Annotated in this window: 12 protein-coding genes, 4 tRNA genes and 1 pseudogene; 6 read left to right on the top strand and 11 right to left on the bottom strand. The window is 40.9% G+C overall.

The features are described 5' to 3' along the window. Window positions 1–63: 63 nt before the first annotated feature. Complete coding sequence (locus tag Q0791_RS01750) at window positions 64–675, bottom strand: riboflavin synthase subunit alpha (RefSeq protein ID WP_299002275.1); 612 nt, start codon at window positions 673–675, stop codon at window positions 64–66. 385 nt (window positions 676–1,060) lie between these two features. Between Q0791_RS01750 and Q0791_RS01745 the strand changes: the two genes are divergently transcribed. From Q0791_RS01745 to Q0791_RS01725, 5 genes are all read left to right on the top strand, one after another. Further along, a complete protein-coding gene (locus tag Q0791_RS01745; RefSeq protein ID WP_299002159.1) occupies window positions 1,061–2,428 on the top strand; it encodes an MATE family efflux transporter in 1,368 nt (455 codons plus the stop codon). 350 nt (window positions 2,429–2,778) lie between these two features. Then, window positions 2,779–2,855, top strand: a tRNA-Val gene (locus Q0791_RS01740). A 117-nt stretch (window positions 2,856–2,972) separates the two neighbouring features. Further along, a tRNA-Val gene (locus Q0791_RS01735) sits at window positions 2,973–3,049 on the top strand. A gap of 120 nt (window positions 3,050–3,169) precedes the next feature. Then, window positions 3,170–3,246, top strand: a tRNA-Val gene (locus Q0791_RS01730). A gap of 86 nt (window positions 3,247–3,332) precedes the next feature. Beyond that, window positions 3,333–3,439 (top strand) — tRNA-OTHER (locus tag Q0791_RS01725). Between the two features lie 723 nt (window positions 3,440–4,162). Here the strand turns inward: Q0791_RS01725 and Q0791_RS01720 are convergent. From Q0791_RS01720 to Q0791_RS01680, 9 genes are all read right to left on the bottom strand, one after another. Then, entirely contained in the window at window positions 4,163–6,430 is a 2,268-nt protein-coding gene (locus tag Q0791_RS01720; RefSeq protein WP_299002157.1) for a putative Ig domain-containing protein, read from the bottom strand. Window positions 6,431–6,553: 123 nt separating this feature from the next. Further along, window positions 6,554–7,108, bottom strand: coding sequence for a pesticin C-terminus-like muramidase (locus Q0791_RS01715; protein WP_299002156.1), 555 nt, complete (start codon window positions 7,106–7,108; stop codon window positions 6,554–6,556). A 10-nt stretch (window positions 7,109–7,118) separates the two neighbouring features. Beyond that, complete coding sequence (locus Q0791_RS01710; RefSeq protein ID WP_299002154.1) at window positions 7,119–8,897, bottom strand: hypothetical protein; 1,779 nt, start codon at window positions 8,895–8,897, stop codon at window positions 7,119–7,121. Window positions 8,898–8,981: 84 nt separating this feature from the next. After that, window positions 8,982–10,616 (bottom strand): serine protease, encoded by a 1,635-nt coding sequence (locus Q0791_RS01705; RefSeq protein WP_299002152.1) that lies wholly within the window; start codon window positions 10,614–10,616, stop codon window positions 8,982–8,984. Beyond that, window positions 10,613–11,572, bottom strand: a complete 960-nt coding sequence (locus tag Q0791_RS01700) for a hypothetical protein (protein WP_299002151.1) — start codon at window positions 11,570–11,572, stop codon at window positions 10,613–10,615. The genes Q0791_RS01705 and Q0791_RS01700 overlap by 4 nt, the downstream gene beginning before the upstream one ends. Window positions 11,573–11,705: 133 nt before the next feature. Then, window positions 11,706–12,728, bottom strand: coding sequence for a hypothetical protein (locus tag Q0791_RS01695; RefSeq protein WP_299002150.1), 1,023 nt, complete (start codon window positions 12,726–12,728; stop codon window positions 11,706–11,708). A 221-nt stretch (window positions 12,729–12,949) separates the two neighbouring features. Next, a complete protein-coding gene (locus Q0791_RS01690; RefSeq protein WP_299002148.1) occupies window positions 12,950–13,351 on the bottom strand; it encodes a 3TM-type holin in 402 nt (133 codons plus the stop codon). A 100-nt stretch (window positions 13,352–13,451) separates the two neighbouring features. After that, a complete protein-coding gene (locus tag Q0791_RS01685; RefSeq protein WP_299002146.1) occupies window positions 13,452–16,037 on the bottom strand; it encodes a tail fiber protein in 2,586 nt (861 codons plus the stop codon). 801 nt (window positions 16,038–16,838) lie between these two features. After that, the gene (locus Q0791_RS01680; protein WP_299002145.1) at window positions 16,839–17,816 is read right to left on the bottom strand and encodes a DNA/RNA non-specific endonuclease; all 978 of its coding nucleotides are present in this window, start codon (window positions 17,814–17,816) and stop codon (window positions 16,839–16,841) included. A 974-nt stretch (window positions 17,817–18,790) separates the two neighbouring features. Between Q0791_RS01680 and Q0791_RS01675 the strand changes: the two are divergent. After that, a pseudogene (locus tag Q0791_RS01675) lies at window positions 18,791–19,734 on the top strand (IS256 family transposase); the annotation flags it as partial. A 128-nt stretch (window positions 19,735–19,862) separates the two neighbouring features. Here Q0791_RS01675 and Q0791_RS01670 read toward each other — a convergent pair. Continuing rightward, on the bottom strand, window positions 19,863–20,411 hold the full coding sequence (locus Q0791_RS01670) for a hypothetical protein (protein WP_299002143.1): 549 nt from the start codon (window positions 20,409–20,411) through the stop codon (window positions 19,863–19,865). Window positions 20,412–20,419: the final 8 nt, after the last annotated feature.

The following is a 20,419-nucleotide window of genomic DNA, read 5'->3' as shown; positions in this document are numbered from 1 at the left end:
GGTAACATTAGATCGATGAACGGCTAATGGTTAAAACGCGTCGTTTATATCAAGAACCTGGGCTCAACCAAAGCGTTTGGCTAACACACGCTCAACAGTATCAACAATGGCTTGAGTTTGACTGTCTATTTCAATATTAAGCTTATCGCCCACTTTGTACTGAGCTAAATTTGTGAGCCGCAATGTTTCAGGGATTAAATGCAACATAAAACTGTTTTCTGTCACCTTCCCCACAGTTAAACTGCAACCATTTACGCCAACAAATCCCTTATACAAAATATAATTCATCCATTTAGGATCCACATTCAACGTGAGATCATAATGACTGTCAGTGTCACTCACTTCACTGATCACAGCTTGTGTATGCACATGTCCAGACAAAATATGTCCACCAATTTCATTTCCAAAGGTCAAAGAGCGTTCAATATTCACTTTATCCCCCACTTGCAGATGCACTAAATTGGTTACCTTGAGGGTTTCTTCCATGACATCAAAAAATACGCGTTCATTTTCCTGTTTGGTTACCGTTAAACACACACCATTGGTCGCCACACTTGCACCAATTTGCAAGCCTTGAGTCAGTGAAGTTCCCAAGGCTATTTCATAGGTATTTAACCCCATTTGACGATGAATCCCCATCACTTCACACTTTGCTTGTACAATCCCCGTAAACATCATTTCTCCCACTAACCGTCATCACTTTCAACGCCATTTTACGTGAATTCTTTATAATAATCATGATCAACACTTTCCACCGCAGTCACAACAAATCAATCATAGAAAGTCAGCGAGCAAAAAGCATTCAAAGACCATGATAATAAAACAAATGCACAACAAAAATAACATATTTATTTCAATATATTAGTTTACTTTCATTCTATATAAAAACACATTATAATTTGCCGCAAAAATCGTCAGAACTGACAAACTAATAAAAAGACGCCCGTAGCGGTCTATTGCGTAATGTTAACATTCACTATAATTGACTCATTGTAATGGGTTAACTGAGCTCAATCGTCGCAACAACACTTTTACCCTTCATTTTCTTTAAGGCAGTTTCATGGAACATTCCGGCTTTCAAGCCAAACGCTTAATACAACTCGCTCTTCCTGTGCTCATTGCCCAAGTCACTCAAACCATGATGGGGTTTATCGATACCGTCATGGCAGGCAGTGTCAGTGCGCTTGATATGGCCGCCGTCGCCATTGGCATGAGTTTATGGTTACCTGCCGTACTTTTTGTGCAAGGGCTCTTAATGGCTTTTACACCCGTTTTCGCTCATTTACATGGTGCAAATGAAGAAAAAAAAATACAGCCTCTTGTTTTTCAAGCCATTTATATTGCCCTCATCGGCAGTGTTGGCGTGATCCTTTTTCTTTCCCTGTCAGAACGGATCTTTAACCAAATGCAACTTGAACCTGACTTAATTAAAGTCAGTGTACAATATATTAATGGACTCATTTGGGGGGTTCCCGCTTTTATTCTTTATCAAGTGTTGAGAGGGTGTAGCGAAGGTATATCCCATACTTTACCTACTATGATCATTGGCTTTGTTGGACTCGCCGTGAATATTCCTGCGAATTACATCTTTATTTATGGCAAGCTTGGCATGCCAGCCATGGGCGGGGCAGGTTGTGGTATCGCCACTGCATTAGTCTTTTGGGCCATGTTTATCGCCATGCTTATTTATATGCAGCTGGACCGTAAATTCACACATGTTCGAATCTTTAATGCATTAAACCTTCCCGATATTCAAACCATAGTGCAAATGAGCAAACACGGTTTTCCCATCGCCATGGCTCTATTTTTTGAAGTCAGTTTATTTGCCGTAATTGCATTACTTTTAGCGCCATTAGGTGCCAATATTGTTGCTGGGCATCAAATTGCTCTGAATTTTTCATCCATCGTTTTTATGTTGCCACTGTCAATTGGTATTGCCGCATCTATTCGTGTCGGTTATTACTTAGGGCAAGACAAAGCCCATTTATCGGCATTAGTGACAAAACTGGCATTGATCATGTCTTTTTCTCTAGCCATCATAACCGCTGCTATCACCATCGTTTTTCGGCACAATATTGCACAGCTATACAATAAAAATCCCGAAGTTATTAGCTTAGCAGGAAGTTTAATGCTACTTGCAGCACTGTATCAGCTATCAGATTCCATTCAAGTGGTTGCCGCTGGCGCCCTTCGAGGCTATAAAGACACTAAGAGTGCTTTATATATCACACTCGTGTCTTATTGGTTCATTGGCATGTTACTTGGATTTGTGCTCGCCCGCACCAATATCATTGTTCCTGCAATGGGCGCTCACGGCTTTTGGATTGGCCTGATCGCAGGATTAACCGCCGCAGCTGGATTATTTGGTTTTCGATTACGCTATATTCAACGTAATCCACTAAAGGCACAAATGTTAGAACATGACTAACTTTTCTGTTTATCAACCTTTTACTGGTAATGACAACTTAGCTTTTGCTTAGTTCTGCACCAAGTTGCACAGCAAAACAGCGTTTAACACAAAAAAAGCATTTTTTACTTGCCATGAGTGCTATATCAACCTTAATATAGCGCTCGTTCCAAGGGGAAACTTAAAGAACAACAAAATAAGCTGTACAACATAACCCTAGTTCAGTTGTTAACATAAAGAGAAGCTATATGCACTCTTTTTAACCAATTGAATATGGATAAAAAAGATAATACAACCGTAGCTCAGTTGATAGCATAAAAAGAAGCACCACTTACTTTTTTAAGCAACTGAATATGGTTAAAAAAGACAATACAACCGTAGCTCAGTTGGTTAGAGCACCACCTTGACATGGTGGGGGTCGGTGGTTCGAATCCACTCGGTTGTACCATCATCTTTTAAGATGAAGAAAACGACTTTAAGAAGCAATAAAACCCAAGCTCAGTTGATAGCATAAAAAGAAGCACGACCTACTTTTTAAGCAACTGAATATGGATGAAAAGACAATACAACCGTAGCTCAGTTGGTTAGAGCACCACCTTGACATGGTGGGGGTCGGTGGTTCGAATCCACTCGGTTGTACCATCATCTTTTAAGATGAAGAAAACGATTTAAAGAAGCAATAAAACTCTAGCTCAGTTGATAACATAAAAAGAAGCAACACCTGCTCTTCTTAAACAACTGAATATAGATGAAAAAGACAATACAACCGTAGCTCAGTTGGTTAGAGCACCACCTTGACATGGTGGGGGTCGGTGGTTCGAATCCACTCGGTTGTACCATTCTCTCTATTCCACTATTAATATTAGTTTGCATCCCATCTCTTTTTGAATGAAATCCAATAGAAACTACTACAAGAACAATCATGACAACCCTAGCTCAGTTGTCAGTTGATAAAATGAAAAGCAGCACTACATACTCCTCATAACGGATCGGCTGTAGGGGTCAGTAGTTCGAATCCACTCGGTTGTACCATTTATCATTGATTTACTTTCTCTATCCCTATCTATTTTGCATTTAAAAAACTCCCTACTTTTTAGCTAAGACGTCATCTATTTGAATGAAATATCGTAAAAATTGATATATAGAATGCAATACAAGCGTCGCTCAGTTGGTTAGCGTACCACCTGCTCTTTGTGAAAAAATGGCGGTAGGGGTCGGTGATTCGAATCCACTCGGTTGTACCATTTATCATTGATTTACTTTCTCTATTCCTATCTATTTTGCATTAAAAAACTCCCTACTTTTTAGCTAAAACGTCATCTATTTGAATGAAATATCGTAAAAATTGATATATAAAATGCAATACCAGCATCGCTCAGTTAGTTAGCGCACCACCTGCTCTTTGTGAAAAAATGGCGGTAGCGGTCGGTGGTTCGAATCCACTCAGTTGTACCATCTCTTATCAATGTCATATTTATTTGTCCAACCAATGGGATCCACCTCTTTAGTCATACAATAAAACCGATAAACTTCGCCTGTAGCCTTATATTTTGGTGTATATAACATATTGTTTTATTTAATAATCTACCACAAATCAACCTTCCCAATATTGGTTCACCCTAAAAACAAAAAAAACCGCCTCATAAAATGAGGCGGATTTTTATCAAGCTTGTATTTATTCAACGCTAAAATTTAAGAAAGAAACACTGCCAGTTCCGACTTAACCACTCAACTTTATTAAGCAGTTAAGAAACATTACTCACTTATCACCAAATTCGCTTGCGCATAGGCAAAATGGCCATTTTCATTCTTAATAATATAATTAATGGTCACAAAACGATTATTTGGGTTCGTTAACGTAAACTTAATCACATTATCGTCCACACTAGCCACGCCATCTATGCTAATGGAAGCCACTAAGCTAATACTCTCATTGGATTCATCATAATCATTATCAAGCACATCAAGTACATAAACTTTATCCATCGCTTCATCTTGCTCAATGACATCATTTTGGACTATCTCCTGCACCTCAACCACATTTACAATAAACTGGGCCGTCGCCACTGCACCGTTATTATCTTGTACACGAAGATCAAAACTGTCTTGTCCCACAAAATCGGCATCCGCCTGATAATGCCATTGCCCACTCACCTCGCTCAAATATCCAAAAGTAGGCGGTTTGGCGATCGCTAACGTTAAGGGATCATCATCAATATCCGCCACACTGGGCGTAAATAAAATACTGCTGCCCGACACTAATACAAATTGCTCATTCTCTATTGAGGGCGGATCGTTAACATTCTCCACCTTTAGCGAAAACACCTCGCTGCTCACCTCTTGCCCATCACTGACAGAGACAATTAAATGGGAGTAAATCCCCACATCATCATTATTAGGTGTACCCGTTAATTCCCCCGTTGACGGTTCAAAACTGGCCCAATGGGGTTTATTTTCAATATCAAAAGTGAATGCATCGCCATCAATATCCTTCGCCTCAAACTGAAAAGAATAATACTGATCTTGATAAGCCCAAATGGGCTGTATGAGTGGATTAATTGTTGGCGGATCATTGACGTTAATCACAGTGATGGTAAAGACCAAACTGGCCTGAAATTCTGCATCAGAGGCGGTGATCTGTATATCGTAATCAATGCCCACATCATCATTTGTCGGCGTACCGAATAAAGTCCCCGTTGTTTCATCAAACATCGCCCAATCGGGTTTATTATCAATAATAAAGGTTAAACTATCGCCATCAATATCTTGTGTCTCTGGAGTAAAAGTATACTCTTCATCCTGATAGACCAAAGGATAGGGACTGCCTAAAACCTTTGGCGGGTCGTTAACATTGATCACTTCCACCTCAAAAGCCGGTAACTGCCCACTCACCAATCCATCCGTCACTAGCAGCCTAATATCAAAATAATGACCCACATCGGCATTGGTCGGTATTCCGCTCAGTTGCCCCGTGTTTTCATCAAGGCTTAACCAGCTAGGGGCGTTAAGAACAGAAAAAGTTAATACACTTGCATCCAGCGCATTGTGAGAAGGCGTAAATACATATAACGCATCTTGATGCACAGTTAAGGGAGGATTACCTTCAATAAAAGGAGATGTTATCACACTGATTTTAGGCGCTATACAGCCTAAATAATCGCCATCGGCAACAAAATAAAGATCATACTCAGTGGACTCTGTTAATCCATTAACCAGCAAGTCTGTTTCCTCATTCGCCGTCAGTGAAAGGTTTCCCGCTGCAATCACTTCCACACCTGAATAATCCACGCCACTGACAATCTCCTCGGCGCTGGGCGCAATTTCCCCCTTTGGAATGACCAACCAATAAACGCTTGCCGCTAAGCTCGCACTCACACGAACCATGACTTGATTGTGATATAAGTGAGTGACGCCAATAAGCTCTAAATGAGGGCTTATTAAGGTCGCATCGATATTAAAAAACTGCTCACCCGATGATAAAAAACCAGCATCTTTGCCATAAGCATCGGGACCGGGTGCATTGCCATAACAAATCGACAGAGTAAAAAGCGGGGCGCTGGCCTCTATCCAATATTCAGTAAACTGATTAAAGTCAAATATAATATTTGAAGACGCTAGCGTGTGCTGAACAATGACATCGCTGCCATCATTCGTCGAGCCAGCACGGCCTATTGCGCTTGAAAATACCGTTTGCTCTAACATATCTGGGCTGAGCAAATCACCACTGGGAATTAAGCTATCATCACTGCCATCCCCATCCGTTCCACTGCCTTGATGAAATCGATATTCCATTGTGGTACTTGTCAATATTGCATCCACAGAGTAACTAAATTCATTGATTTGATAAGCCCCACACTGCATCACAACTCGATTGGCAATACGATTAAAACTGAATAAACCAATATCACCACATAAATTTGACTCATCCCCAATATTTTCACTGGACTCAAGCAAAAATGACGTACAAGTCAGCAGCCATAGCAGAATGCCACGGCTTTTCTTTTTCAATACATTTTTCATCATTAGCAAGCTTTTAAAAGTGTGCCGCTCACATAAAAAACTAAACCAATATAAAAGGCACAGAATTGTTGAAGGAAGGAGGAAGAAAGCGGAATAAAGCGGTATTAATCCATCATAAAATATGACTTAAGTCATTTCACCTTTTATGAGCCAAGACTCCAGTAAATCGGCTTCCTTATTGCGGCGAGTCGAATACATATCTCCGAAATGACGTAAATTTTCAAGTGCTGCAAACCAATCACCGGATGACACCTGACGCCAAAAGTTTGGCGTGCGAATGGACAAATTGCCATATTGAAACGCCACCGAAGCAATCACCGTTTGACAAGGTGAAGGTAAGCAATCAAAAGGCACAAAACCATGGGAATGTTTCCATAAAGACTCCAGTTGCTCCACAGCCTGTTTTTTTGCATAACCGTTAATTTTAGATACCTCTTTTGAGCATAAGGTCAAAGGTGAATTCATTAAAGCCGCTTGGGCTTGCTGTTTTCTCAACCCAGCATAAGGCGTGAGTTTTTTGGCCAATTCAGGGGGAAATACCTGCTCCAATTCACAAGAAGATCGCGCCCCCAGATCAAATCCACACCCTATGGTCACTCCTGACTGACTGTGCTCAGGATCCGGCACATAAGCATTGAGCGTATTGCCTTCTAACACTTCTATAAATGTAAAATCTATCATGTCATCTTCCTTATGGAATAAAAGTCAAAGAGAAAAGTTGAACAAATATTGTCACATCAGAGTAATATCGATACCTTTGATAGGCTTGATGCACATTTAACCCCAAATCAACGGATACGATCCCTTTATCATTCGCTTCTTTTTGTAATGCATTCACATCCAGCTCAAGTAAGGTGTGCCAGTCTCCTTGACTGTCCATCCCCTGAATGACGGGATCAGTCCCCAAATAGTCTTTATGTGCACTCAATTGGACTCTTTGGGCCTGAAAAGCATTAAAATATTCAATGGATAACCACTGCGGCTCACCTACTGCAATACCACTTAACCAAAAATAACCTTGATCTTCAATCACATTTTTGGGTGAAAAATACAATGAGGATGTCAGTACCGACTCAGGCAACACAGATCCATCATTGACACACTGCCCTTTGGGCTCATCAGTCCCAGTGAATAAACAAAAGGCTTCAAGCCAAATGACATTTGGCGGTAAAGAATACAAACGAAACGATGAATATGAAGCAGAAAGTGCCAAAGGGAACAATAAGGTAAGGGTGTTCTTCTCATCCAGTTGCCCCTGAGTCACAAGCGCACTCGATAAGTTATCCGTTAAGTCGACCCACACAGGCTCCTCAATGCTTCTGCCTTGTAATTTAAGCTCAACACCTTGAAAGCGTTTATCTACAGACAATCTTACATAACTTGGCTGCATGGATTGTGCATAGTCCAGTTGGATCCATTCATTGATCCCACTTTCTGCCTGGCTCACCCACCACCATGTTTTTTCTCTCATATTACTTATTGTTGGGGACCAGTGACTACTTGAGGCACGGATCTGCTTAATCTCATTATCAGCAGGCACTGAAGTATTGAATATCATCGCTTGTGTTAACGCACTAAAGTCCAGCGGTGTCGTCGCTGCAGTATCAATCTGATTAACCACCTTATTAGGCACCCTAGGTAGCTCAGGTAAAGTGATCAATGCTTCAGTTGCTTTTAATACGTTTTTTTGAACACCTTCTAATGTATTTTGCAGCTCGATATTAGTTGGATCTAAGCTAACAGCCTGTAATGCAGAAGAAAGGTGATTAATGGCATGTATGTCACTTGAAAAACTGGCATTAATTAAACTCAATAAAATGAGCTGTTCACTCATTCCTTCAAATTGAAGTGTTTCATTTAAATCGACTTGCGGCAAAGAAAATAAGTCCACATCACTGGGTAACGCTAAGCCTAATGCTCGTAAAATCACTTGGCTGGCATATTGCCCATACTGTGAAAAATCCTCATCTTCTCGCTCAAGCAATATAGGGGTTGAAGTATCTAAATAGGTTTTCGCTAAATGGGTTAAACTATTCACTTGTATCGTCTGATTTTGATTATCATTAAGATGGTTTAAATCCACATAACTTGATAATTTCAAGGCCCCTAATCCTGAATTCGGCATTATGTCATTAAACTGATAAATGAGCTGAGTACTCTGATCGACACAGGTTTTAGCATCACACCGCATACGTGTTTCGTCACTCGTCACCACCTCTATCGATAACTCACCGCTCAACTGACTAAAAAGGGGAATAGACACTTGCCCCAGATCATCAGACTTCCCTTCCCACAACCAGTTACCTTGATTATCAAACACGCTCACTGAGGCCTTTTTTAATTGCCCCTTAAGGATGGATGCATTTAACAACCATTTTTTATTACCCCTAGTGCTCCCCTCTTCCAAACAAGCAGGTAAAATCATCACCAATAAGCACAACAACAGCACACGAATTTGCTTTACTCTCATAAATACGCCTATAACAATATAAAAAATAAAAGAGATAGCGCCCCAAGCTCCACCAAGAGCCAACACTCAGGGAAAAATTTAAAATCAAGATTCAGCGTTAAAAATTTGATTGGAAAAAGAGGTTAAATGGGTACTAGTGAGTACATGAAATGCGGTGATCACTTGTCTGCAAAAATCATGCTCTAATGTCGATAACATGGCTTGCTGACAATTTAAGCCCTTATTGCGCTTAATTTGTCTAACAAAAGCCACAGTAAACGGATTAATGATCCCTTGTGCTTGAAACCAAGCATTACGACTAATGGCTGCAGAATAGTAATTTAACTCAAACTTATCTTTAAAGGGCTCTAAAAAATCTGAAAATACCGCTCTTAAAACATAACGATAGCTCCCTGCTCGCTCAATTTGGCGTAATTGGCTATATTCATCATAATCCCCTTCTTGATTGAGCTCTTCCCAATGTTGATCGGCAATGTCATTTAAAAAATGCATCGGAGTTTTCACCGCCCTGAGTTGACGCTCCTCACTGAGTAAACGGGCATGATATTGAATTTCAAAAGCACAAGTACGACACAGCCCCTGATCTTGGGCCAATAAAAAGCCATCATCCGTGATCAGCTCAGCCCCTGCAGGCACCACAATATTTAATCCATAATGGGGATCGGTATACACATCAAATAATTGATTTTGATAATCGATGCTAATGTCTGGAAAGAAATGCCTGAAAATGGTCAACACATGATTGAGCAACTTAGGGGTACCGGATGAAGCAATCATTTGTGCGTAGCGTCGCTGCTTGACCTTAATAAAGCGAAACTGCTGATAAATCACCTCCTGATAATCAAAACTAAAAGGAGAAAAGTCATGCTCTTTATCCCATAAAGGGCTTGCTATCGCCGAGGCAAAAAACCAATTCAATGGATTGTTATCATAACCCTTTTTAGGAAGCCATATTTGAGTATTTTTCGAATTAAGCATTCGCCTGTCTAGGGAAAATAATTGACTCTTTTGTGCCATCTGACTCGGCAAGCTTACCTGACTCGATTGCTCTAACGCGGTTAAAAATGATGCTGGGATCACCCAACTCACATTCGCCGCCCCATTTTCCAATCCACCATTACCAATGCCTATCAAGCGCCCCTGTAAATCAACCACGGGGGCACCAGAATAACCGGGTAATAAACTGCCATCTAAATAATAAATGGGTAAAGTGACACTGGGCATATTGGTTTTTTGTAAAATAGCCACCGCTTGAGGAGGTAATAACTGCTGTAATATTTCCGGTTTGGCATAACCTTTCAATAACTCTCTGGTACTCATGCCCAATGCCCCATGATGATACCCAAGGGCGGTAATACGGGTTTTATAAGGCGGCTTTTTTCCCTCAAAGTCCTTAAGAGGTCGCCAACCTTTAATGGGGCGACTGACTTCCAGCAACACCAAATCTGCCTTCGTCAATACCGCCTTAACCTTAGCCTTACGTCGCTTTTTACCAAATTCAATGATGATCTGGCTATTGGGACTGTCGTGCATAACATGTAAAGACGTCACCACTTGGAACGCTGTTTTCCAAACAAATCCACTCGCCACCGACACTAGGCGCCCTTTGTCTTTAACTTGCACCCTCACCGTTGACTGACTCAAGATTTCGGGATCAAATTCGGCTTGAGCATTCAACACTGCACATAGACAAACTAAACACCAATAATGAGGTTTCATTTCACTGACTCGCATACAAAAGGAGAAAAATAGTCAAGGCTTGCTGACTTCACATTTGCGGGTATATTCTGCTGTTGAATATGCTCAGTAATGGTTTGCCAAGGTGTTTGTGTAGCAAGATGCGTCAACCACAGCTTTTGATGATAAGTTTGTTGAATACGCTGTAATGACAGGCAAGCCTTTTCAGTCATCTCTTCATCAGAGCGCCACGGTACAGACAGTTCACACGCTAAGTATTTAACCAATAACAACAGCGGTTTTTGATACTCACTGGCAATATGCTGGCGAACATTCGTGGCTAACACTTCCCATTGCCCACCGGTCAGCTCAACATTATTCATCACCTCATCCAGTGGTAATGAATCATCGGTATTTAATAATTCATCACAGGCTTGAGCTTGAACGCTCGCAGAAAATAACAAACTTGTATGCTGCTGGTGAGCAAATCTTGTTGGCACCATTGCAGTTGAAGACGCAGTCGATGAAAGCGCTGACGCTGCAGAAGATCCAAGCGCTGGCTCACTAACTGGCTCGAGATCAACTTGGAATTGCTCCTGAGCAGCTACCGTGGGGCCGCTAGACACCAATGTTTGCTGCTCAACATTCAAGGGCGTACCGAAAGCTTTAATATGAATAAGATTAATAGCTTGTTGCTCATTAAAACCCACGGCTAAGTAACGACTTTTAAGCTCAAAAAGGGAAGGCGAAAGGATATTATGGCTGCGCACATAAATCCCAAAATAGGCCCCCAGCACACAAGCAAAACCAAAACTACCCAGCCTCATGGCTTTGGCCGCACTAAAATGACCATCATTTAGGCCTAACATCGCCCCCAGTAAACTGGTTAACACACTCAGTAGGATCGCTACTGTTGGCGTCACACTGCTTCCCATGATCACCCCTAACAGTAACCCCACTCCGGCGCCCGCATAACAGGCCAATAATAACGGCATCATTTATCCACACCACTTTGTTTATTCAATCGGAATCATTATTTAACCCAACAAAAGACGCCTGCTCTAAATCCCTTTCACAAATGGCTCCCATAGCAATAACGTCATTAATCACTCATAAAGAAACAGCAGTTTGCTATCGAATTAATAATTGAGGTATTTTACTGCGACGTGCTCGGCGCTTAGCTTGTTTCAAACCAAACTGATACTCGAATTTAAGTAGAGCGCTACTGATCTGGCCTCCAGCATTAAATTGCGCCTGCTCGAGACGCAGAAAAACTGACATGGCAGGCGTCAAACGATAACGCAGTTCACTCCCAACAGAGTAGAGAAAGGATGTATCCCAAAAGCTATTAGGATCAAAGGCTGGATAGTAAGACAGTCGGCCATGAAGATCCCACTCCAGCGCAAAATCAAATCGATAACGATAATGGCTTAGCAGACTATAAAAGTGCTGGGACACATTGTTAAAATCACTATCCCCAGGTAACACTTGCCGATAACTGAAAATAGACTCAAGCGTGACATCACTATGCTCAAAATCAAACCGATAAGCACCCATCAAGGAAAAACCAAACTCTTGATCGAGATAACTGCCGCCACCTTCATTATTGGCATATTGACTCTGCCCATAATACCCATCTAAGCCGACACTCCCCCTTTGACCCAGATCATACTCAACAAATAACTCAGTTTGCCCTCGACCTCGACGAAACATGAGCGGCTCAATGATAGCGAGATCACTTTGAGTCTGCTCAATCACTTCCCCTTCAAGTTTAAATTGCTCATAAATGATATCGGCATAGACAGAGGTACGATTAAACAGATTTCCACCTAAGGTAAAAGACACAGTACTCACATCATATTGGGCGTCTAACTCACTTTTTTGTAATGCTAAGTTCATCGGCGTTCGGCTTAATCTTATTTGCCTCATCTCATGTGCAACATCGAAGTAATAATTGAGTTTTTGATACCAATCACGCTGCCTTGTTTTATCAAACACAAGATCACGAGTGAGTAATCCAAACTCATCAGGCAAGTCATTTTGTGCTTGAAGTTCTCCTGGTTGCGCGAATGACACTAAGGGCTGAGCACACAGCAAGATCCCCCCTAAAAACCGTGAGCTAAGGGCTTTCATAAAGTCATACATAATAATCATACATAGCAGCCCCTTTATCCAAGACACAGCAACGTCTTGAGCCTTTCTCATTATCAACAGAAAGCGCTTAAAAATGTGTATCTTGCTATGTGAAAAAATGAAGAAGTGAAAAAGTAAAAAATGAACAGTGAAAGTGGAGCCAACAAGGTTTATGCCAGTGCCACTCCAATAGCGCTTTATTCAAGCTTGTCCTTCGCGCTATTTACGTTACTCAATTGACCTTATTTGCTCACACCTTTTAATTTTTCAACCGTTCTAAGTCCCGCAAGACCTAACATTCCCAAGGTGAGTTCCATCATGATATTTAAGGGCAACTCAGGTGTCCCCACATCAGGAAACAACCACTGCAATATTGGATTTATCACAAAGGCAAATAAAAAGCCTAACCCACAGACCCACATTAAAAAGGGCCGCGCTCCTGCCACAAACACACTTCTGTGACTGGCCTGAACTTTACTGATTTCTGTTTGAGCCAGCGTCGGCTTTTGCGCCAGTCGCTGCTTGACCATTTCCAGATTCAACCTCTCCTCATCACTGGTAAATAAATCGTCAAGCACCGAGCCGATTGCGGCCACAGGCTCGGCAACGCTAGTTGAAAATAAACTCGATAATAATCCTGCCATCACGGTCTCCTTAAAATAAGATTGAAAAGTTAAAATGAAATACAATAGAAATTAAAATAATCGCCTTAGTGACGTAAGAAATAATAAAACGTGATAAAATTTACCCCATCAGTTTCATAATAAAACACAAGGAATAATAGGGTGGGATAATTGGAAAAGGTAAATTACTGCCTGTATTACCAATACTAATATTTGCATATCCAGTATTTATAGCGATGCCCGTTGTATTTACTCCAGTTCTTTCTGTTCCATTGTGATAGACAAAATTATGATCACTGGCATTGTCCCCATCGCCTGAACTCGTCAGTCTATCGGTTTGATGGTCATGACCGGGATCAGAAACCCCATGCCCATGGCCACTATCTATGGCACTATGATTGTGGCTCGGTATATTTTCAACTTGAAGGGATATTTGTTCCGAGCCACTTACCTGATTCAGCGGCCTATTTGTCAACCCATCTCCTTGACCTGCACCAATAATAAAGCGTCCTCGCAAATCTGGTGTACTATTTTGACCATTACAAAGTGTCCAACCAGAAGGTATCGCCGAACCAGACCACATAATAATACTGCCTTTAGGTAAAATCTGATGAATGGCAGATTCAGTTAATAAGATTTCATCACTGGGTGTTACCTGAGCCGTATTAGCGATATGAGTGATCTTTTGACTGCCACCAACCTGTAATGATGTCTCTAAATGAGCATCACCAACCACATTAAGACTTTCACTGATATTGACGCTATCATTCACTTCAACCTTGCCACTGCTATGACTCGAGATTAACGCACCTGCAAAGGTGACACTGTCCGCATCTTCATTGCCCAACGTCGTCTGACCGTCTACAGATAAAGTTTCACTCACATGTAGTGCGTCATTCAACTCCAGACTGCCACTGGAATGCGCCGATTGAAGCGCACCTGCAAGGGTCACGCTATCAGCATCTTCATTCCCTAAACGCACTCCCCCATTAACATTCAGTCCATCTGTAACAGTCAAGCTTTCACTGATATTGACGCTATCATTAATTTCTAACTTACCGCTGCTATGGCTCGAGATTAACGTACCTGCAAAGGTGACACTGTCCGCGTCTTCATTGCCCAACGTCGTCTGACCGTCTACAGATAAAGATTCGCTCACATGGACTGCATCATTAATTTCTAGTTTATTTGAGCTATTGCCCGATACTAACGAACCGATAATAGTCACCACATCAGTATCTTCATTACCCAGCGTAACATGACCGTCTACAGATAAAGTTTCACTCACATGCAGTGCGTCAGAAACCTCAATGGCATTACTACTATGGTTAGACTTAAGCTGTCCGCTGATCTTAACCTCATCGGTATCTTCAAGACCTAGCGTGGTATTGCCACTGACATCCAATGCCTCTCTAATATACAGCGCGTCATTCACCTCAAGCCAGCCACTGCTATTTGTGGATCTTAATTGACCATTAATGATCACTTCATCTGTGTCACTGTCCCCTAAAGTGGCACTGCCATCGACTGTCAGTGCACCATCAACATTGAGTGTTTGACTCACATGCAGCGTGTCATTCACTTCTAATTTGCCGCTACTGTGCACTGACGTTAACGAGCCTGAAATGGTGATAAGATCAGTATCTGAATCCCCTAAAGTGGCACTGCCATCAACTGTCAGTGCGCCATCCACATTGAGCGCTTCATGAATACGCACATCACCCGCGGTATCGATACTCAAGCGCTCAACGGCGTTATTAAGATCCTTATCCATACTGGTGGCTAAACGGATCCCGCTGCCAGTTGACGCCCCATGTTTAATGAAAAGTGCATCACCATTAAGAGCAATACTGCCAAGCGTTTCGCCACCTTGCTGTTGCAACAATAACTCAGAATGGGCAGCGGTATTAGTGCTTGACTTATCCGCTTCTAACACTAACTGACAAGCACTATTCCCACCTGAAATATGAAACTTGCTACTATTTATTTGACTGAAAGGACTCAAGGTCATGTCACCAAACAAAATCATATTCGATTCAATATTTAAATCAGACTGCGTCACCACTTGTCCTTTAAATAACAATAAGGTATCGGCGGCTTGACCTAAAATCACATTGCCCTTAACTTCAAACCCTCCTTCCACCAACAGATCATCCGTCACTGTCGACATCCCATTCGAGTGATGCTTGGTTTCTACATTGTTCAATGTTCTCAGCGTCGATGTTCCTTGCGGCTGCTTCACTTGCCCTTGTTTTATTTGTTCTTTGCTAACGTGTGTTTGGGTTAATGCCAATGTCACGCTCACATTGAGTTCAATCCCTAATCGCTTCTCCAGTAGCGGACTTTCACTGGCCAGAAGGGCAAACAAACTGCCATCGGCTAAATAAAACCCCACTTCATAGATATCATAATCTCCTTTGAGTGCTGGGATCTGTTCATCGGTCAGACTCATGATAAGCTGCCAGCAAGTTTGCCCTTGCGCCAATTGCTCTGGGGTGATTGTCAGGCCATCCTCACCACTCCAATCTTGGCAAACATGCTCAAGGCTTGACATCACCCCTATGGGTCTGTCGCCGCGAGGCGCACTCGGCGCGCCCACTCCAACCTTAGCTTGAGTCAGTTGCAACACTTGGTTTGTTTTCTGCGCCGCGTTGAGCTGGCGCTTCCCCTCAGCCGTTATCACAGCCTGTATTGAAATAAATGACATCGACATCCCTTATAAGAATAAATAACTAAAAATAAATAGCCAAAAATAACTGAATAAAAATCAACAATTAACAATTTGAAAGGTAATGGTATTGGATATTATTGTGGTAAATATTGAATCGCCTTGCCTATTTAAACATGGGCTTAAATAGGGCTTTTTTGTTCCTTAACTTTATTCTTCCCCTTTCACTTTTTCTTTATTTTCCCCATCAATATAGATTAAGTTTTAATTGTCATTAATAAAATTAAAATTCAAGATTAAAATTAGGAATAAATAAACCCATGAAGGAATGACGCAATAAAAAAAGTTAAAATGACTTCATCCATAAACTGACAATGAATTAAATAACGTAATTTAATTGAATGAATAAGCAGAGAATAAATAGAGAATAATGCCATAACCTAATATCAGGCAGGATCCGCCATTTAAGCTTTGATTATACTATTTCTTATAATATTGCTTATATCAGTATTTTTACATTGTACCTGAATAATGACAGAGACAATGCTTGAATAACAACATAATAGAATTAACTTCTTTTCAGCGCCTTTGAAAAAAGCACAACTTGCTTCACATAGTACACTCATTCGCTGAAGGAAAAGGGAAAAAACATGATAAAAGGCATGCTCATATTCAATCCTAAGCGCTCTAGGCATACGCAAGTCAATTGAAAAATGAATACGTTAACTGTAGAAGCAAATTATTGATCAGTGACTTGACCTCTTACACAAACACAGAGAGAGCACAGTACCAACAAACCGTATGGCTTCTGACCTTGATTTTTTCCATACCCATTCACAATCACACTTGTTTATTTAAGCCAGTAAATTCCACTTTCCAGCGCCCAAAAGCTTTCGCGTCACTCCCTTTAGCCAATGCTCCCTTAAAATCACGTTCATTTTTTCGCCACGTATCATGACCTTGTTTACCTTGATTAGTAGCTGGATCCTGTGCAAATATGTTGTTTTTATCCGTACCATCTCCCCCCACACTTTCGGCTAATATGTGCCCCGCGTCCCACCAAAGGTGTTGTTCATTTGATATATTATCCTTTGTAACGTAGCCTCCCCAGTCCTCTCCTTTCCTTTTGCTACGGTACCTTACACTCACCTCACTAGTTCTCCTGAGGGGGTTGGGTTCTTTTACGGCCTTTTGTGTTTCGTCGTTTGTATCAGTTCCATAATTACTTCGAAAGAACTTTGGTATGCCAGTGTAACTAATGAAGTTATCTTGCATTTTTACTGCCTTGCCCTCAATGGTATAGTCAGCTACTGTGTGGTAGTTCCCATTGTGTGCCAACTTCACACCCCATTCAAGTTCCTCAAATTCGCTCTTATTTACTAGGGTATTGAAGTCACTTTCCATTTCCACCCATTCCTTATATCCCACCTTTCCTTGGTTAGTTGCTGGATCTTGAGCAAAAATGTTCTTGGGATCGTTTCCTTTTCCGCCTGATGCGTTTGCTAGTATATGGCCAGCGTCCCACCACGTATTTCGGGTGTTTAGTATCGATCCGGTTTCACCTTCTTCTTTGATTTTTTCTGTGTCATTAGTGTCACTGTCGTACTCGAAAACAGCCCACTTCGCGTTGTAAGCTGTTGCTGTGCTTACTTTCCCGCCTCTAACAGCTTCATGCATCGTCTTGTTTACGTCTTTCCCGTTAATAAATTGATCCTTGTGTCCAACTGACACTCGGGTATCTCCATTCCAGGTGTCCTCTCTTTTTTCTTTTTTCTGTGAAGGGTATGTCAGTTTCACCTTTTTCCTTGTTTGCATCATCACTAAGTTTCCTCCCGCTGATTCTTGAAGATATCAATAAATAATGGGGTCACCAGAGATACCTTCCATGACCCTGTGATGCCATTATTCATTTACTTTAAAAACATTATGGTTCCATTTTATCTCTATAATACTTAATGGGTAATAGATCTCACCGTTTCAACATGAGTAAGATTAAAGGAAGCTGCAATATCACAAACGGTTTATATAGCCAGCCATTATTAATCAGTAACATACAGAGACTTTTACTAAAATTAAGCACTCATGGTTTATTAAATCATGATCTGCCTATTTTTAACTTAATGCCTGCTGTGTATCTGCAAAAATGAATAGAATATTAAAATAAGCTGCGTGCTAGCCTATAGGCATATACTGACAGCATTTCGAGAAATGCCGTCGTCGCTTATCTAAATGTTGGCGATGATTACCCAACTACAGCAATGATAATAGGCTTCTTTTTATACAATATAAAGTTCAATACTAATTAAGCACCTTCTTGGACGTGGCATAGCAACTTCCAACATCTATGAATTTATAAAGCTTAGTCTGAGAGTTTAAAATACGCCATTAACTATGGGTGTCTATAAGAGTTCTCATAAACTGGCAATGAATTATATAACGTAATTTAATTGAATGAATAAGCAGAGAATAATGACAGAGACAATGCTTGAATAACAACATAATAGAATTAACTTCTTTTCAGCGCCTTTGAAAAAAGCACAACTTGCTTCACATAGTACACTCATTCGCTGAAGGAAAAGGGAAAAAACATGATAAAAGGCATGCTCATATTCAATCCTAAGCGTTCTAGGCATACGCAAGTCAATTGAGAAATTCTATACGTTAACTGTAGAAGCACGCCACTGTGTTATGGCCCCTACAGACTACACTGTATTAGCAAATTATTGATCAGTGAGGTAGTGTTCGTAATTCTGTGTCATTTCCGTACAATGGTGAAAAAATAGGAATGACACATGACTCAATCTTTTGACTTTGAACAAGCCTTAAAAGCACTGCAAGCAGGTAAAAATCTAACAGGCAAAGAGGGTATTTTAAGCCCATTAATCAAACAACTGACAGAAGCGGCACTTAATGCTGAAATAGAACAGCATCTTGAGCAAGATAAACAGCCTAATCGTCGCAATGGCACCAGTCAAAAAACCGTAAAACATGCTTCAGGCAGCTTTGAGCTTGATGCGCCCAGAGACAGGCAATCCACCTTTGAACCTCAACTGATTAAGAAACATCAAACCACCTTAACCGATGAAATGGATAGGCAAATCTTATCCATGTTTAGCATGGGGATGAACTACCGTAACATTCATCAGCATGTTGAAGACATGTATGGTATTAACGTCTCAATAGGGACGATTAACAGTGTCACCGATAAGCTATTGCCCGAGCTTAAGGCTTGGCAACAAAGACCATTAGACAGTCATTACCCCATTATTTGGCTTGATGCTATTCACTATAAAGTCAAAGAAGAAGGTCGCTTATATCAGTAAAGCCGTTTATACGCTGCTTGCCATGAATATGGAAGGCAAAAAGGAGATCTTAGGCCTACACCTGTCTGAAAATGAAGGGGCAAGCTATTTGTTATCGGTACTGACAGATTTTAATAATCGGGGGGTTGAGGATATTCTCATCGCTTGTGTTGATGGTCTGACAGGCTTTCCTGAAGCCATAGCGAGTATTTTTCCTCAAACTGAGGTGCAGTTGTGCGTTATCCATCAAATCCGCAACTCGATGAAATATGTCGCCTCAAAGCATCAAAAAGCCTTCATGGCTGATTTAAAGCCGGTTTATCGAGCTGTGACTAAGGAAGCGGCCGAGATTGCACTACTTTAAGTATCCAGAGCACATTCGAAAAGTGATTTACACCACTAACGCTGTGGAAGCCGTGCATCGCCAATTTAGACCCCGACTTGCCCCCTACACTCTGCCCTTTTTATCGCATATAGACATAATGATCTCATTACAAAATAAATCAAGGTTTTTTGTTTGAATGACCTGCATGTTCAATGATCACGTGTATAGTCGTATCAATTAAATCACGTCAGTACCTTCATAGTGGTATCCTTTCTTCGGATCGAATAATGCTAACGGATTTTTATATTCGCTAGTCATTGTTCCATTCTTCTTTCTCACATCATATGTAGGACCCTTTACTTTCAAGAGCTCATCTTTGTTCGCAATTACTTCCTTATCAGTTGCTTCAACTAAGACTACTGTGTTGCTTATTTCTCCATTTTGCATCTTCTTTTTAATATTTTTCTTTTGTTCATTTTCAATTCTGTTCTCTGTTATTAGTGACGCTGCGTTATGATATAAGTCATTACTAAGCGGACCGATAAAACCATTTCTGTCGATGTGTCCGCCATGTTTTACGGCGCTGACGACTTCAAAGTTTTGTTTATCTTTGAAGTCGTCAGCGTCTGCCATTATTGTCTTCTTATCATCTATTTGACCAGTTTTATCGAGGTATATTCGAGACATCTTGTTTCGGGCTTCAGTACGGTAGCTATATTTTTGTATTTGCTGGATCTTACTAATTGTATTTTTTTTACCCATGGATTTCGCGAAATTCATAAACATATGTTGTT

The sequence above is a fragment of the uncultured Shewanella sp. genome (assembly GCF_947495455.1).
GTDB lineage: Bacteria > Pseudomonadota > Gammaproteobacteria > Enterobacterales > Shewanellaceae > Shewanella.
This window is presented reverse-complemented; position numbering and strand designations above follow the sequence as displayed.

Excerpts from the sequence above, each read along its gene's own strand:
- Q0791_RS01750 (WP_299002275.1), bottom strand. The coding sequence starts at position 675 with ATGTTTACGGGGATTGTACAAGCAAAGTGTGAAGTGATGGGGATTCAT.
- Q0791_RS01745 (WP_299002159.1), top strand. The coding sequence starts at position 1,061 with ATGGAACATTCCGGCTTTCAAGCCAAACGCTTAATACAACTCGCTCTT.
- Q0791_RS01720 (WP_299002157.1), bottom strand. The coding sequence starts at position 6,430 with ATGATGAAAAATGTATTGAAAAAGAAAAGCCGTGGCATTCTGCTATGG.
- Q0791_RS01715 (WP_299002156.1), bottom strand. The coding sequence starts at position 7,108 with ATGATAGATTTTACATTTATAGAAGTGTTAGAAGGCAATACGCTCAAT.
- Q0791_RS01710 (WP_299002154.1), bottom strand. The coding sequence starts at position 8,897 with ATGAGAGTAAAGCAAATTCGTGTGCTGTTGTTGTGCTTATTGGTGATG.
- Q0791_RS01705 (WP_299002152.1), bottom strand. The coding sequence starts at position 10,616 with ATGAAACCTCATTATTGGTGTTTAGTTTGTCTATGTGCAGTGTTGAAT.
- Q0791_RS01700 (WP_299002151.1), bottom strand. The coding sequence starts at position 11,572 with ATGATGCCGTTATTATTGGCCTGTTATGCGGGCGCCGGAGTGGGGTTA.
- Q0791_RS01695 (WP_299002150.1), bottom strand. The coding sequence starts at position 12,728 with ATGATTATTATGTATGACTTTATGAAAGCCCTTAGCTCACGGTTTTTA.
- Q0791_RS01690 (WP_299002148.1), bottom strand. The coding sequence starts at position 13,351 with ATGGCAGGATTATTATCGAGTTTATTTTCAACTAGCGTTGCCGAGCCT.
- Q0791_RS01685 (WP_299002146.1), bottom strand. The coding sequence starts at position 16,037 with ATGTCATTTATTTCAATACAGGCTGTGATAACGGCTGAGGGGAAGCGC.
- Q0791_RS01680 (WP_299002145.1), bottom strand. The coding sequence starts at position 17,816 with ATGATGCAAACAAGGAAAAAGGTGAAACTGACATACCCTTCACAGAAA.
- Q0791_RS01670 (WP_299002143.1), bottom strand. The coding sequence starts at position 20,411 with ATGTTTATGAATTTCGCGAAATCCATGGGTAAAAAAAATACAATTAGT.